We start from the raw sequence: 15,154 nt of genomic DNA on the forward strand, positions 1-15,154 counted from the left end.
GGTACGATGTACTCTCTATTGAGTACGGTGTACTCAGCAAGGCTCGGCAAGGGTGTGACGAGGGGGAACGGATGGTGAGTGGAGCGGTGATGCGTGAGCACACGCGCGGGGCGGACCGCCGGGCGGGCCGTGGGGCCGACCGTGGGGAGTACGCGGTGGTGGCCCGCGGCCTGCACAAGCGGTACGGCGACAAGAAGGCCCTCGACGGCTTCGACCTGACCGTCGCGCACGGCACGGTCCACGGCCTGCTCGGGCCGAACGGCGCGGGCAAGACCACGGCCGTGCGCGTCCTGGCCACCCTGGTCCGCCCCGACGGCGGCCGCGCCACCGTCGGCGGCGCCGACGTCGGGCACGAACCAGCCGTCGTGCGCGGCCGCATCGGCCTCACCGGTCAGTACGCGGCCGTGGACGAGGTCCTCACCGGCCGTCAGAACCTGGAGATGTTCGGCCGCCTCTTCCACCTCGGCTCCCGCCGGGCCGCTCGCCGCGCGCAGGAGCTCCTGGAGCGGTTCGGCCTCGAAGCCGCCGCCGACAAGGGCGCAGGGCAGTACAGCGGCGGCATGCGGCGGCGCCTCGACCTCGCCGCGTCCATGATCCTCGCCCCGTCCGTGCTGTTCCTCGACGAGCCGACCACCGGCCTCGACCCGCGCGGCCGCAGCGAGGTCTGGGACTCCGTACGGGACTTGGTGGCGACTGGAACGAGCGTTCTACTCACTACCCAGTATCTGGAGGAGGCCGACCGCCTCGCCTCCCGCGTCACCGTCATCGACCAGGGACGCGCCATCGCCGACGACACCCCCGACGGCCTCAAGGCCACCGTCGGCGGCAGCCAGCTGGAGGTCGTCGTCAGCGAGGCCGCCGACCTGCCCGCCGCCGTGAAGGCCGTGGCGCGCGTCGCGGACGGCGAGCCGGAGGCGGTCGACACCGAGCGGCGCGTACGGGCCGCGGTCACCGACCGCGTCGGTGCCCTCGCCGAGGTCGCCCGCACCCTGCGGGACGAGGGCGTCGCCGTGGAGGACGTGGGCCTGCGGCGGCCGAGCCTGGACGACGTGTTCCTGAAGCTGACGGAGGCGAAGAGCGAGCGGCCGCCCCAGGCCGAGGCGGCGGCGGGCCGGACGGAGGCGGCGGCGGCATGAGCGACGTACTGACCCGGGACGGGCTGTCCTGCCCGGACGCGGGACCGGGCCCCGGGCCCGCGCACGGCCGTGCCTACTGGGCCGTCGCCGACACCCTGAACATCGCCCGGCGCTACCTCACCCACTTCCGGCGCGTACCCGTCCTCATCGCCTGGCAGCTGGGCTTCCCCATCATCAGCGTGCTCTTGTACGGCTTCGTCTTCGGCGAGGCGATGAAGGTGCCCGGCGGCACGGGCGACTACAAGGACTTCCTGATGCCCGGCATGTTCGTGATGACGATGGCCTTCGGCTTCATGAACACCGCGATGGGCGTCGTCACCGACGCCTCCAAGGGCGTCATCGACCGCTTCCGCTCCATGCCCATGGCGCCCTCCGCCGTAGCCGCCGGGCGCGGCCTCGCCGACCTCGTCGTGGCCTGCGCCGAGCTGACGATCCTCGCGCTCACCGCCGTGGCCATCGGCTGGCGCCCCGACCACGGCGTCGGCAACGCCCTGACCGCCTTCGCCCTGCTGCTGCTCCTGCGCTTCAGCCTGATCTGGGTCGGCGTGTGGCTCGGCTTCGTCGTCCCCACCCCGGAGGCGGCGGGCGGCCTGTACGCGGTGGCCTTCCCGCTCACGATGATCTCCAGCGTGTTCGTGGCGCCGTCCCTGATGCCCGACTGGCTCGCCCCCGTCGCCGCGTGGAACCCGGTGTCGTCCACGGGCACCGCCGCCCGCGAGCTGTTCGGCAACCCGGGCGCGGGCGGCGCGAGTTGGGTCGAGCAGCACGCCGTCCTCATGGCGGCGGTGTGGCCGCTGGCCGTGACCGCGCTGTTCCTGCCGCTCGCGGTACGGAAGTTCAAGGCGTTGAGCCGGTGAGGGCCGGGGGCCGAGCACGGTGAAGGGCCCGGCGCGCTTGGTGCGTGCCGGGCCCTTCACCGCGTCAAAGGTGCCGTTACAGCTTCTCGATCACGTAGTCCACGCAGCGCGTCAGCGCCTCGACGTCCGCCGGGTCGATGGCCGGGAACATCGCCACACGCAGCTGGTTGCGGCCCAGCTTGCGGTACGGCTCCGTGTCCACGATGCCGTTCGCGCGCAGCGCCTTCGCGACCGCCGCCGCGTCGATCTCGTCGTCGAAGTCGATGGTGCCGATCACCTGCGAGCGCTTCGCCGGGTCCGTCACGAACGGCGTCGCGTACTTCGACTCCTCCGCCCAGCCGTACAGCGTGCGGGCCGAGGTGGCGGTGCGGCGCACCGACCAGTCGAGGCCGCCCTGGCCGTTGAGCCAGTCCAGCTGCTCGCCGAGCAGGAACAGCGTGGCGAGCGCGGGCGTGTTGTACGTCTGGTTCTTGAGCGAGTTGTCGATCGCCGTGGGCAGGCTGAAGAACTCCGGCACGTGGCGGCCGCTCGCGTGCACCCGCCGCGCCCGCTCCAGGGCGGCCGGGGAGAACGCGGCGATCCACAGGCCGCCGTCCGACGCGAACGACTTCTGCGGGGCGAAGTAGTACACGTCCGTCTCGGCGATGTCGACCGGCAGGCCGCCCGCGCCCGACGTGGCGTCCACCAGGACAAGCGCGCCCTCGTCCGCGCCCGCGACCCGCGCGAGCGGGGCGGCGACGCCGGTGGAGGTCTCGTTGTGCGTGAACGCGTAGACGTCCACGCCCGCTTCGGCCTCCGGGTCGGGGTGCGTGCCCGGGTCCGAGGAGATCACCGTCGGCTCCGCGAGCCACGGGGCGAGCTTCGCCGCCTTCGCGAACTTGGAGGAGAACTCGCCGAACGACAGGTGCTGCGACTTGTTCTCGATCAACCCGTGCGTCGCGATGTCCCAGAACGCGGTGGACCCGCCGTTGCCCAGCACCACCTCGTAGCCGTCCGGCAGTTGGAACAGCTCGCGCACGCCCTCGCGCACGCGGCCGACCAGGTTCTTCACCGGGGCCTGGCGGTGCGAGGTGCCGAGCAGGGAGGTGCCGGTGGCGGCCAGGGCCGCGAGGGCCTCCGGCCGTACCTTGGAGGGGCCCGCGCCGAAGCGTCCGTCGGTGGGCCTGATGTCTGCGGGGATCTCGATCTCAGCCACCCCGCGAGCCTATCCGGCCTCCGGGCCCCCGCGCGGGCCCCGTCCATCCCCCGAGACACCCCGTCCCGCGGAGGCCTCCCGTCGGGGGGCCTGGGGCGGGTGGTGGGGCCACCCCGCGCTGCGGGGTGAGCCGTGTCTCCGGTCGCGCCGGGGCGGGGCCGTTACCCGGGTGGTGGGTGGGGGCAGGCTCCGGGGCATGGGTGTGGAGACGGAGCTGGTGCGGGCCTTGCGGGGCGCGGTGCGCGGTGGCGTGGACGGGACGGCCGGGGCGCGGGCCCTGGTCACCATGGACGCGTCCAACTACCGCAGGACCCCGACCGCCGTGGTCACCCCGCGCGACGCGGCGGACGTGGCCGCGACCCTGGCCATCTGCCGCGCCCACGGCGAACCCGTGGTGGCCCGCGGCGCGGGCACGTCCATCGCCGGGCAGGCGACGGGCACGGGCGTGGTCCTGGACTTCACCGCGTACATGACGGAGATCGTGGAGCTGGACCCGGAGGCCCGCACGGCCCGGGTGCAGCCCGGCGTGGTCCTGGACGCGCTCAGGGCCGCCGCGGCCCCGCACGGCCTCACCTTCGGCCCGGACCCCTCGACCCACAGCCGCTGCACCCTCGGCGGCATGATCGGCAACAACTCCTGCGGAGCGCACTCCGTGGCCTGGGGGACGACGGCGGACAACGTGGGCGAGCTGGCCGTCGTCCGGGGCGACGGCACCGCCGTCACGCTCGCGCCCGGCACCTGGGACGGCGCCCCCGAGGGGCTGCGCGCCCTGGTCGACGCCCATCTCGCCCCGCTGCGGACGGGCTTTCCCGAGCTGCCCCGGCGCATCTCCGGCTACGCCCTCGACGCCCTGCTCCCGGAGGGCGGCGGCCCCGACCTGACCCGCTCCTTCTGCGGCAGCGAGGGCACCCTCGGCCTCCTCACGGAGGCGACGGTCCGGCTCGTCGAGGCGCCGCGCGCCCGCGCGCTCGCGGTCCTGGGGTACGCCGATGAGAGCGCGGCGGCCCAGGCGGCCGCGGGGCTCCTGCCGTACGGGCCGCTGACGGTCGAGGGCATGGCCGCGGACCTCGTACGGGACGCCGAGGGACTGCCCAAGGGCGGCGCCTGGCTGTTCGTGGAGACGGGCGGCGCGACCCCGGCCGAGGCACGCGCCCGGGCCGCCGCGATCGCGCGGGCGGCGGACTGCGGGGACGCCGTGGTGGTCACCGACCCGGCGGCGCAGCGCGGCCTGTGGCGGGTGCGCGAGGACGCGGCGGGCACGGCGACCCGGATGCCGGACGGCACCGAAGCATGGCCCGGTTGGGAGGACTGCGCGGTCCCGCCCACCCGCCTCGGCCCCTACCTCAAGGACTTCCGCGCCCTCCTCGCCGAGCACGGCCTCCGCGGCACCCCCTACGGCCACTTCGGCGACGGCTGCATCCACGTGCGCATCGACTTCGACCTGCTCACGGCCCCCGGCGTGGCCCGCTTCCGGCGGTTCTCGGAGGACCTCGCCGACCTGGTCGTCGCGCACGGCGGCTCCCTGTCGGGCGAGCACGGCGACGGGCAGGCCCGCGCGGAGCTGCTGCCCCGGATGTACGGGCCGGACCTGGTGCGGCTCTTCGAGCGGGCCAAGGACCTCTGGGACCCGGCGGGCCTGCTCAACCCGGGCATGCTGGTCCGCCCGGCGCCCCTGGACACCAACCTCCGCTTCGCCGTCCTGCCGCGCGAACCGGTGGGCCCACCGGTCACGGGCTTCGGCTATCCGCACGACAACGGCGACTTCTCCGCCGCCGTGCGCCGCTGCGTGGGCGTCGCCAAGTGCCGTACGACGACGCCGACGGCAGGCGGCGGCGTGATGTGCCCGTCGTTCCGCGCGACGGGCGAGGAGCGGCACTCCACGCGCGGCCGGGCCCGTCTGCTGCACGAGATGCTCGCGGGCGAGGTGGTCACCGGCGGCTGGCGCTCGCCGGAGGTGCGGGACGCCCTCGACCTGTGCCTGTCCTGCAAGGGCTGCGCGTCCGACTGCCCGGTGGGCGTGGACATGGCCACGTACAAGGCGGAGTTCCTGCACCACCACTACGCGGGCCGGGTGCGGCCCGCCGCGCACTACGCCCTGGGCTGGCTGCCGCGCTGGCTGCGCGCCGTCGCGGCCACCCGCACCGCGCGCCTGGTCAACGCCCTGGCCGCGCTGCCCCCGCTCGCGGCCCTCGGCAAGCGCCTGGGCGGCATCGAGCCGCGCCGCGCGCTGCCGCGGGTGGCTCCGCGGACGTTCCGCCGCTGGTGGCGCGGGCGGCCGCGCGCGCAGGGCGCGGGGCGGGCGGTGGTGCTGTGGCCGGACACCTTCACCGACCACCTCGCGCCGTCCGTGGGGCAGGCCGCCGTACGGGTCCTGGAGGCCGCGGGCCTCACCGTCCAGGTGCCGCCCCGGGACGTGTGCTGCGGTCTGACGTACGTCTCGACGGGCCAGCTGGACCGGGCCCGTGCCGTGCAACGGCGGACCCTCGCCCGGATGCGGCCGTTCCTGGAGGCGGGCACCCCGGTCGTCGTCCTGGAGCCGAGCTGCGCGGCGGCCCTCAGGGCGGACCTGGTGGAGCTCGCGGGCGCGGCCCCGCACGCGCGCGTGCTCGCCGACTCCGTGCGCACCTTCGCCGAGGCCCTGGAGGAGTACGCCCCCGACTGGCGGCCCCCGCGCCTGGACCGGCCCGTGGTGGGCCAGACCCACTGCCACCAGCACGCGGTCCTGGGCGACGCGGCCGACCGCAGGCTGCGGGAGAAGGCGGGTCTGACGGGCGCCCTGAGCGGCGGCTGCTGCGGCCTCGCGGGCAACTTCGGCTTCGAGAAGGGGCATTGGGAGGTGTCGAAGGCCTGCGCCGACGAGCAGCTCCTGCCGTCCGTGGCGGGGGCGGACCCGGGCACGGCGGTCCTGGCGGACGGGTTCTCCTGCCGTACGCAGCTGGAGCAGCTGGCGGGCGTACGCGGACGCCATCTGGCGGAGCTCCTCGCCGAGGCCCTGGACGAGGGGGCCTAGGGCCTGCGGGGCTTAACGGCTCGCCCCGGGCTTCGTACGCTGCGAACTACTTCGACATCCCAGACGTAGTCCATTACCTTGTACGCAAGAGTGCAGGAAGCTGGACTGTGAGGCGGGCTCGGCGTGAACGTATCGCGGACGGACGGGGCGGTGGAGGCGGCCGTGGCCGCGCCCGCCACGGTGGGGCAGCCGGAGGCGGCGGGAGCGGCCGGTCACGGCACCGGGGGCGGCGGGACGCGCGGCGCCGCGCTCGGGCCCCTCGGCCTGGTGCTCGCGGGCTGCGTCTCCGTGCAGTTCGGCGGGGCCGTCGCCGTCAGCCTGATGCCGCGCGCGGGCGCGCTCGGCATCGTGACGCTGCGGCTCTTCTTCGCCGCCGTGATCCTCCTGCTCGTGTGCCGCCCCCGGGTGCGCGGGCACTCGCGCGCCGACTGGGGCACGGTCCTGGCCTTCGGCGTCACGCTCGCCGCCATGAACGGCCTCTTCTACCAGGCCGTGGCCCGCATCCCGCTCGGCCCCGCCGTCACCCTGGAGGTGCTCGGCCCGCTCGCGCTCTCCGTCCTCGCCTCCCGCCGCCTGGTGAACGTGGTCTGGGCGGGGCTCGCCCTCTGCGGCGTCTTCCTGCTCGGCGGGGGCGGCGGCTTCGGCGGCCTCGACCGGGCCGGGGTCGCCTACGCGCTCGGCGCGGGGGCCGCCTGGGCGGTGTACATCGTCTTCAGCGCCCGCACCGGCCGCCGCTTCCCGCAGGCCGACGGGCTCGCCCTGGCCATGGCCGTCGGCGCGGTGCTCGCCCTGCCGCTGGGCATCGCGGAGTCCGGTTCCAAGCTCACCGTGCCCAGCACCCTCGGCCTCGCCGCGGCCGTCGCCGTGATGTCCTCCGTACTGCCCTACACCCTCGAACTCCTCGCCCTCAGGCGCCTTCCCGCGTCCACCTTCGCGGTCATGATGAGCCTGGAACCGGCCATCGCGGCCGTCGCCGGCTTCCTCATCCTCGACCAGGGCCTGACCCTCGTCGAGGGCCTGGCCATCGCCCTGGTCATCACCGCCAGCATGGGCGCGGTGCGCACTCAGGTGGGGCGCGGCCGGGCGAAGACCTGACCCAAGGGCCGACCTTCGGGGCGCCGAGGACGACCAAGTCACCCGCCGCGCCGGAAGAGCCTCTTGAGGCCCAGGGCCGCGAGCACCACCGCGCCCAGGACCACGGCCCCCTTGGTCGCCCCACCGGTGAAGCCACCGCCACCGCCGTCGCCCGAGCCCCCGCCGTCCGACGACGAGCCGCCCCCCGCGCCCTTCACCTCGACGGCCTCGACATCGCTCTGCCTGCCCTCCGTGCCGTACATCAGATGGCTGCCGTCGGGGCTGTACGTCACGGACTCGCCCTGGCGCTGGAGCGGGACGCGCAGGCGGCCCTCGCGCTTGATCTCGCCCTCGCCGCGCCAGGCGAAGGCGACGCCGCCGAAGTAGCCGCGCAGGGCGAGGTGCTTGCCGTCGGGCGAGAAGGCGCCGTCGGTGACCCACAGGTCGGTGCTCGCGACGCGGCGGAAGACGTTGGTGCCGGAGGTGGACAGGCGGGCCGGGCCCTCGTAGAGGGAGCCGCCGTCCTCCTTCTTGTCGGCGATGTACACGCGGCCCGTCTTGGGGTGGACCATGAGCGCCTCGGCGTCGCGCGGCCCGTCGGCGTACTTCACGACGTACTGCGTGGCGCGGACGGACTGGTCCTTGAGCTCCTTGGGTTCGGGCAGTTTGTAGACCCACACGAAGGACCACTTGCCGCCGAGGTTGTCGCCGATGTCACCGACGTACAGGCTGCCGTCGGGGCCCATCGAGATGGCCTCGACGTCGCGCGGCTTGCCGACGCCGGTCAGGGTGATCCGGGCGACGGTCTTGCCGGTCCTGCTGTCGACGGCGTACAGGTAGGCGCCGCTGTCCTGGTCGTTGTGGGTCCAGTAGACGCCGGGGTGGGCGCGCGAGGGCACCAGGCCGCTGGACTCGGTGATGCGCGGGTCCTCGATGGTGAACCCGTCGTTGCCCGCCTTGCCGTCGGCCAGGGCGGGGCCGCCGGACGCCACCAGGACCGCAGCCACCACCGCCGCGGCCCCGGCCGCGCACACCCTCGAAGAACGCATGGCTCCAAGCCTGCCACCCCGCGCCACGGCGGCAGGTGGCAAGGCTCACATCGCAGCGCACGGGCGAGATCCGCGATGATGAGCGGATGCTCAGGTTCATGTTCGTCGGCGACTCGATGACCATCGGCAGCGCCGGGGAACACACCTGGCGCTACTGGATGTGGCAGCATCTGTGCGCCACGCTCGGCGCCCCCTTCAAGGTCGTCGGCCCCCGCGAGGCCCTCTACGACAAGACGGCCGAGGCCCCCACCTCGTACGCGTACGCCCAACCGGACTTCCCCCGGCGCCACTTGGCGGGCTGGGGCGAAGGCTGGCAGCACATGGCGCCGCTGATCGAGGACGCGGTGCGGCGCGAGCGGGCCGACGTGCTGCTCGTCTCGCTCGGCCTGATCGACCTCGGCTTCTACACCAACGCCGAGCAGACCGCCGCGAACGTCCGCGCCTTCGTGACGGCGGCCCGCGCCGCCAACCCGCGCGTCGCTATCGCCGTGCTCCCCGTCATCCCCAACGTCCGCGCGCACGACGACGCCGCCTTCGCCGCCGAGGTCGCCCGCTTCAACGAGCTCCTCGCCAAGACGGTCGCCGACCTGGACACCCCGGCGTCCGCCCTCCTCCTGGCCTCGCCCCCGGACCCGTACGACATCCACTACGACACCTACGACGGCACGCACCCCAACGAGCGCGGCGAGCGGAAACTGGCCGACGCCTACGCCGCCGCCCTGGCCCAGGCCTGGGACCTCGGGGCGGTCCCGGCGCCACGCTGAGCGCTTCGCTGGAATGGCCGCGATGGGCCGTCGGTCGCCTGCGGGTCCTTCGTGGCTGGGCGCTCCCCCAAGTTCTCGGCTTCGCTCGAACAGGGGGGACCCCCTTCGCGGCGGAGCCGCATATCGGCACAGCCTCGCGCCCCTTTGGGGCGCTGCCGAACCCCGCCCTGCTGACTTTCGGCGCCCCGGTCCTCGCCTTTCGGCATCCGCTCCTAGCCGGAAGGCCGACGCCGGGGAGGCGGCCCGCTTTCTACGTTCGGGGCATGACGGTCCTGACTCCTCCCACCCGCGCCACCGAGCGGGCCCTCGCGCCGGACGTCGCGCGCGGCCTGATGCTGCTGCTCATCGCCCTGTCGAACACCGCCTTCCACCTGTGGCGGGCCGAGCACGGGCCCTCGGGGTGGCAGCCCGTGGACGGGTCGTGGCTCGACCACGTGGTGCAGTTCCTGATGATCATGACCCTGGACCTGCGGATCTATCCGCTGTTCGCGTTCCTCTTCGGGTACGGGATGACGCAGATGTATCTGCGCCAGACCGGGCACGGCACCACCGGGCGCGCCGCCGTGGGCGTGCTGCGCAGGCGCAGCCTGTGGATGGTCGTCATCGGGCTCGCGCACTCCACGCTCCTGATGGCGGGCGACATCATCGGCTTCTACGGCGTCCTGAGCCTCGTCCTCGGCTGGATCTTCGTGCGCAGGAGCGACCGGGCCCTGAAGTGGTGGATCTGGATCGGCGTCGCGCAGACGCTCCTGCTCACGCTGGCTCCGGTCGTCGCCGCGCTGCTGCGCGGGGACCTGTGGTCGCTCGGGGACGCGGGCGCCGAGCCCGGCTACCTCGCCTACGGGGCGGACGAGGACAGCTGGCTGGCCGCCGCCGGGACGCGCGGCACGACCGGCCTCTTCGTCACCTTCGGCGCCTCGCTGCTGTCCCTGGTCGGCGGCGGGTACCTCGTCTTCCTGCTGGGGTTCTGGGCCGCGCGCCGACGGATCCTGGAGGAGCCGGGCCGCCATCTGCCGCTGCTGCGCCGCACCGCGGTGATCGGCGTCGCGGTGGGCTGGCTCGGCGCGCTGCCCGCGGCCCTCGCCCACGTCGGAGCCCTCCGCGTACCGGACGACGCACAGAGCGAGGAGGGCGTCCTGACGACGCTGCGGGACCTCACCGGCACCGCGGGCGGCATCGGATACGTGGCCGCGATCGCGCTGTTCGTCGCGTGGTGGACGCACCGCTCCCCGCGCCCCTGCGCCACGGCCGTCGCGGCGGTCGCGGCCGTCGGCAAGCGGTCGATGTCCTGCTACCTCACCCACTCCCTCCTCTTCGCCCCGCTCCTCGCGGCCTGGGGCCTCGGCCTCGGCGCGCACCTGAGCAGCGCGACCATGGCCCTCGTCGCGACGGCCGTGTGGCTGGTGACCGTCGCGGGCGCCCACGCCCTGGAGCGGGCGGGGCGCCGGGGCCCCGCGGAGGCGCTGCTGCGGCGCCTCGCCTACGGCGCCCGCACGGCCGCGGCCCGGCCGGACGCCACGGGCGCGGGCGCGGGCTCGGGCACCCGGAAGGCGGACCCGGGCGACGGGGCCCGGAACGCGGACGCCGGGGCCAGCCTGCGCAGCCCCCGCTGAGCCTGGTCCCGCCAGTGCGGGGCGTCGGCCCGGCGCGCCAGGGACAGGGCCTGGCAGTAGTGCGAGACGGCGTCGTCCGCGCGGCCCAGGTGCTCGGCGATCTCCCCGAGGTACTGGGCGACCGGGCCGAGCGTGGCCATCCCGGACCCGGCGCCCGCCAACTCGTCGGCGGCGGGCAGGAGTTCCTCGTACGCCGCCTCCGCGAGGTCGTCCTCGCCGAGCCGGACGGCGGCGAGCCCGGCGGCCGCGAGGCGCAGCTCGTACAGGAAGTCCCGTCTCATGGTGAGGAGTTCGGGCAGCAGCGCGCGGGCCCGCGCGCCGTGCCCGGCTGCGGCGAGGGTCAGCGCGTGGGTGGCGCCGCAGCCCGCGCCGCGCCCCCACGTCTCGTACTCGCGCAGCGACAGGTCCACGTGTTCGGCCAGGCGCCCGTCCTGCTGGCGCAGGCAGAACAGCGCGAGCCCGTACACGGCGTGCTCGGCGCCCCACAGGCCGAGCCCGCCGATCTCGTCGCGCGCGGCGGCGTAGCGCCGCCCGGCCTCGTCGTGCCGGTGGGCGGCCGCCGCGCGCAGCGCCCCGTACAGGGCGGGGACGAGGCCGAGCGCCGGCATGCGCAGCCCGGTGGCGAGGCCGCGCACGGCCGCCGCCTGCTCGTCCGCCTCGCGGAACGCGGCCCGGGCGGCATGCGCCTGGAGCAACGCGGTACGGGCCACCGCCTCGGCCGCGCCGAGGCCCGCGCCCCGGGCGACGGCCAGCATCTCCTCGGCGACGCGGGCGCGGCGCGGCGCGAGCCCCGCGGCGCCGTACGTCTGCAGGAGGCGGCTGTTGAGCGCGTGGACGAGCAGCCGCGGATCGCCGGTGCGGCGGGCGAGGCGCTCGGCCTCGGCGGCCGCGCGCACCGCCCGCTCCCCGCCGAAGCCGTCGAGCTCACGGGCGAGGACGGCGTGCAGGCGGCACCGCAACGCGACCTCGGACTCCGGCAGTTCGGCGAGAAGGCGCTCCACGGCCCCGGTGACGCGCGGGTCGGGCCCGGCCGCGTAGTCGCGGTGGAACCAGAGGGTGGGCATGTCGTCGCAGGCCACGAGGCGCGCGAGGGCTTCGGGGGCGCCACCCGCGGGGAAGCGCTCCAGGGCGCTGACGCGCTGGGCCCGCGCGCCCTGGAAGTCCCCGGCGGACGTGAGGCTGCGGACCAGGCCGACGACGAGCGCGGGGCCCTCGGGCCCGGCCACCAGCGGGGCGGTGCCGAGGCGTTCGTGGACGACGAGCGCGCGCCGCCAAAGGCGCGCGGCCTCCTGGTGGTCGCCGTCCTGCCGGGCGGCGGTGGCGGCGGCGTCCACGTGCCGCACGGCGCCCTCCACGTCGCGGGGGCCCGCCGACTCCAGGCGGTGGTGGGCGAGCGCGCCCAGGTCGTCCGGGCGCAGCCGCTCCACGGCGTCGGCGGCGCGGGCGTGCCAGTGGGCGCGGCGCAGCCGGGAGGTCTCCTGGTAGAGGGTGTCGCGGACGAGGGCGGAGGCGAAGCGGAGACGGCCGGGCCCCGGTTCGCCGAGGAGGCCGGAGCCCAGGGCCTCCTCCAGGTGTTCGACGGCGGCGCCTTGGTCTGCCGGGCCGCCCTCGCCCTGTGACCAGCACATCTCCAGGAGGACATCGATGTCAACGTCCGTTCCGACGACGGCCGCCCGCCGCAGCATGCCCTGCGCGCCGGAGCTCAGCGCCCCGAGCCGGTGCCGGATCACGTCGGCCACGCCGGGCGGGACCCGGGTCAGGGCGGCGTCCACGCCCTCGGCCGCGAGCAGCCGTGCGGTCTCCCGTACGAAGAAGGGGTTGCCGCCGGTGCGCTCGGTGAGGCGGCGGACGGTGTCCTCGTCGAGGTCGGGGGCGGGCTTCCCGGCGTGCCCCGCCAGCTCGCGCAGGACGGCGCCGACGGCGGTCGCGTCGAGGCCCCCCAGTTCCAGCCGGGCCGGTTCGCAGCGGGCGAGCGCGGCGAGGGTGTCGCGGGCCGCGTCGGTCAGCTCCTCCGTGCGGAAGGTGACCAGGAGCAGGACGGGGCTCTCCGCCAGGGCCGTGGGCAGTCGGCGCAGCAGCGTGAGGGTGTCGTCGTCGGCGTGGTGCAGGTCCTCCAGGACGACGGCGAGGGGCGTGCGGCGGGCGACGGCGGCGAGGTGCGCGGTGGCGGCGGTGTGCGTACGGAACCGGGCGGCCTCGGCGTCGGCCCCGGCCCCCGCTCCGGCGGCGGGGTCCAGGAGCGGGGCGAGGGCGGGCGGGGCCGGGTGCCCGTCGGCGACGAGCGTGCGCAGCAGCTCGGCCCAGGGGTGCGCGGGCGGGGCGCCGGTCTCCTCCGGGCAGCGCCCTCGGGTGGCGGTCCAGCCGTGGGCGGCGGTGAGCGCGTGCGCGGCCGCCTCGGCGAGGGCGGTCTTGCCCGTGCCGGGGGCGCCGCCCACGAGGGCCACGCGGAGCGCGCCGCCCTTGACCGCGTCCTTGGCCTCTTGGGCGAGGCGCTCCAGGGCCTCGGCCCTGCCGGGCAGCACGGCCGGGGCTTCGTGGGCGGTGCGGGGCGCCTCGGGCTGCGCCCAGGTGTCCCGCCCCGCGGGACGACCGCCCACGCCGGGAACGACGACCGGCGGGACGACGTGCTCCACGGCCCCCGCCAGGCTTCCGCACTGGCGGAGGATGTCCTCCTCCAGGGTCCGCAGCGCGGGGCCGGGGTCGATGCCCAGTTCCTCCTTGAGGACGGCGCGGGCCGTGCGCAGGGCGGAGAGGGCGTCGGCCTGGCGCCCGGTGCGGTACAGGGCGAGGGCGAAGAGCCGCCAGCCCTCCTCGCGCAGCGGGTGGGCCCGGGTGTGGGCCTCCAGGTCGGCGACGACCCGGGCGGCCGCGCCGAGGGCCAGCTCCGCGTCGGCGAGGCGCTCGGCCGCGAGCAGCCGCAGCTCGCTGAGCCGGGTCACCTCGGGCGCGGCCCAGGCCTCCGCCGCGAACTCCGCGTACGCGCCGCCCCGCCACAGCTCCAGGGCGGCGGTGAGCCGGTCCCTGGTCTCGGCGGCCCGGCCCGGCGCGGACGGCTCCGCGGCCCGGCGTACGAGGTCCTCGAAGCGCCAGGCGTCGACCGCCGCGAGGTCCAGGCGCAGCGCGTAGCCGGGCGGCGCGGTGACCAGGGTGCGGGGCGGGGTGCGGGTGGGGCGGCCGGGTTCGAGTGCCTTGCGGAGCGTGGAGACGAGGGTGCGCAGGGAGCCGAGCGCCCGCTCGGCCGGGGTGTCCCGCCACAGGTCGTCGATGAGCTGGTCGAGCGGCACGACCCGGCCGCGGGCCATGAGCAGCCGGGCCAGGACGGCCCGGTGGCGCGGGCCGCGCAGGTCGGCGCGGCGGCCGTTGTCCCACGCCTCCACCGCCCCCAGTACGCGCAGTTCCATCACAGCGTTCCCCCTTCGGCGCAGGGGGACGCGGCCGCGCCGGTCAACGCGGCGGGATGGTGTTCCCCCCAGGGCCGGTCCGCACCGCGCTCGTTCTCCCCCGAGCCCGGTGTGTCGGCCGCGGCGTCCATTGGACGCGGGCGCCTCACCCCGCGTCAATTCGCTGCGCATTCCCGGCGGGTCCTGCTGTTTGCGCAGGCCAGGGGGTCAGGCGGCGCGGGTGAGCCGGTTCGCGAGGGTGGACATCGTGTACGTGCCGATGCCGAGGACCACCTCCAGGGCGTTCCGCTCGGTGTAGCCGTGGTCCAGGAACTCCCGGACCTCCGCGTCCTCGACGCCGCCCGCCGTGGCGAGGACGCGCAGGGCGAAGCGGCGCACGGCTTCGAGGTCCTCGTGCCCCGCGGGCAGCGGGCGCTCCTCGCGCAGGGCCGTGACGAGGTCGGCGCCCGCGCCCAGCTTCCGCAGCTTGCCGGTGTGCAGGGTGACGCACACGTGGCACTCATTGCGTACGGCGACGGTCATGATGACGGTCTCCCGAGCGAGCGGAGCCAACGTGGAACGCTCGAAGGTCTCGCTCAACTCCAGAAACCCGGTAAGCAGCTCGGGCGAGGCCGCAAGCTTGGCAACGGCATCGGGCAACCGCCCGAAGGCCCGGGTCACGGCCTCCATGGCGGGACGGGCGGCGGGCGGCGCGGTGTCCGGGGTGTACGGGGCGAACAAGACGGACGGCTCCCTAAGATGGACAACATGGTTGACGAAAAGAAGGTAAACCAGGTTGTCGAAAAAGGGAAGGGGCGAGGGGAGGCCGCCGGGGCGGGCGACGGGGAGACCGACGAGGCAGGCCACGGAAAGGCCGACGGGGCAGGCGGTCGGGAGACCGACAGGGCGGGCCACGGAAACACCGACGAGGCGGGCGGCCGGAAAACCGACAGGGCGGGCCACGGAAACACCGACGAGGCGGGCGGCCGGAAAACCGACAGGGCGGGCCACGGAAACACCGACGAGGCGGGCGGCCGGAAAACCGACAGGGCGGGCCACGGAAACACCGACGAGGC

At 75.5% G+C, this 15,154-nt stretch carries 9 protein-coding genes and 2 pseudogenes; 7 read left to right on the forward strand and 4 right to left on the reverse strand.

Annotation, left to right across the window (positions count from 1 at the left end):
• Nucleotides 1–89 precede the first annotated feature (89 nt).
• Together ACIG3E_RS14340 and ACIG3E_RS14345 are read left to right on the forward strand one after the other, a co-directional pair.
• A complete protein-coding gene (locus ACIG3E_RS14340) occupies nucleotides 90–1,136 on the forward strand; it encodes an ATP-binding cassette domain-containing protein (protein WP_399615435.1) in 1,047 nt (348 codons plus the stop codon).
• Complete coding sequence (locus ACIG3E_RS14345) at nucleotides 1,133–1,993, forward strand: ABC transporter permease (RefSeq protein WP_399615437.1); 861 nt, start codon at nucleotides 1,133–1,135, stop codon at nucleotides 1,991–1,993. The genes ACIG3E_RS14340 and ACIG3E_RS14345 overlap by 4 nt, the downstream gene beginning before the upstream one ends.
• Before the next feature lie 76 nt (nucleotides 1,994–2,069).
• Here ACIG3E_RS14345 and serC read toward each other — a convergent pair whose 3' ends face one another.
• Nucleotides 2,070–3,188 (reverse strand): phosphoserine transaminase, encoded by a 1,119-nt coding sequence (serC, locus tag ACIG3E_RS14350; protein WP_399615439.1) that lies wholly within the window; start codon nucleotides 3,186–3,188, stop codon nucleotides 2,070–2,072.
• Between the two features lie 196 nt (nucleotides 3,189–3,384).
• Here serC and ACIG3E_RS14355 point away from each other — a divergent pair, with 196 nt between their 5' ends.
• Both ACIG3E_RS14355 and ACIG3E_RS14360 read left to right on the forward strand, forming a co-directional pair.
• Nucleotides 3,385–6,198 carry an FAD-binding and (Fe-S)-binding domain-containing protein gene (locus ACIG3E_RS14355; RefSeq protein WP_399615441.1) on the forward strand — a complete coding sequence of 938 codons (2,814 nt, stop codon included), beginning with the start codon at nucleotides 3,385–3,387 and terminating at the stop codon, nucleotides 6,196–6,198.
• Between the two features lie 123 nt (nucleotides 6,199–6,321).
• On the forward strand, nucleotides 6,322–7,293 hold the full coding sequence (locus ACIG3E_RS14360) for an EamA family transporter (RefSeq protein WP_399615443.1): 972 nt from the start codon (nucleotides 6,322–6,324) through the stop codon (nucleotides 7,291–7,293).
• 38 nt (nucleotides 7,294–7,331) lie between these two features.
• On the opposite strand, the gene ACIG3E_RS14365 is transcribed toward ACIG3E_RS14360, so the two are convergent.
• Nucleotides 7,332–8,321, reverse strand: coding sequence for a WD40 repeat domain-containing protein (locus tag ACIG3E_RS14365; RefSeq protein ID WP_399615445.1), 990 nt, complete (start codon nucleotides 8,319–8,321; stop codon nucleotides 7,332–7,334).
• An 86-nt stretch (nucleotides 8,322–8,407) separates the two neighbouring features.
• Here ACIG3E_RS14365 and ACIG3E_RS14370 point away from each other — a divergent pair, with 86 nt between their 5' ends.
• Both ACIG3E_RS14370 and ACIG3E_RS14375 read left to right on the forward strand, forming a co-directional pair.
• The gene (locus ACIG3E_RS14370; RefSeq protein ID WP_399615447.1) at nucleotides 8,408–9,085 is read left to right on the forward strand and encodes a GDSL-type esterase/lipase family protein; all 678 of its coding nucleotides are present in this window, start codon (nucleotides 8,408–8,410) and stop codon (nucleotides 9,083–9,085) included.
• A 263-nt stretch (nucleotides 9,086–9,348) separates the two neighbouring features.
• Nucleotides 9,349–10,698, forward strand: coding sequence for a DUF418 domain-containing protein (locus tag ACIG3E_RS14375; RefSeq protein ID WP_399615449.1), 1,350 nt, complete (start codon nucleotides 9,349–9,351; stop codon nucleotides 10,696–10,698).
• 2,042 nt (nucleotides 10,699–12,740) lie between these two features.
• On the opposite strand, the pseudogene ACIG3E_RS14380 reads toward ACIG3E_RS14375, so the two are convergent.
• Nucleotides 12,741–14,270, reverse strand: a pseudogene (locus tag ACIG3E_RS14380) (BTAD domain-containing putative transcriptional regulator); the annotation flags it as partial.
• A 36-nt stretch (nucleotides 14,271–14,306) separates the two neighbouring features.
• Nucleotides 14,307–14,768: a carboxymuconolactone decarboxylase family protein gene (locus tag ACIG3E_RS14385; RefSeq protein ID WP_399615818.1), complete on the reverse strand. Its 462-nt coding sequence runs from the start codon at nucleotides 14,766–14,768 to the stop codon at nucleotides 14,307–14,309.
• 78 nt (nucleotides 14,769–14,846) lie between these two features.
• Between ACIG3E_RS14385 and ACIG3E_RS14390 the strand changes: the two are divergent.
• Nucleotides 14,847–15,154 (forward strand): annotated as a pseudogene (locus ACIG3E_RS14390) (hypothetical protein); the annotation flags it as partial.

This window comes from Streptomyces sp. NPDC053474, from assembly GCF_044544845.1.
Taxonomy (GTDB): Bacteria; Actinomycetota; Actinomycetes; order Streptomycetales; family Streptomycetaceae; genus Streptomyces.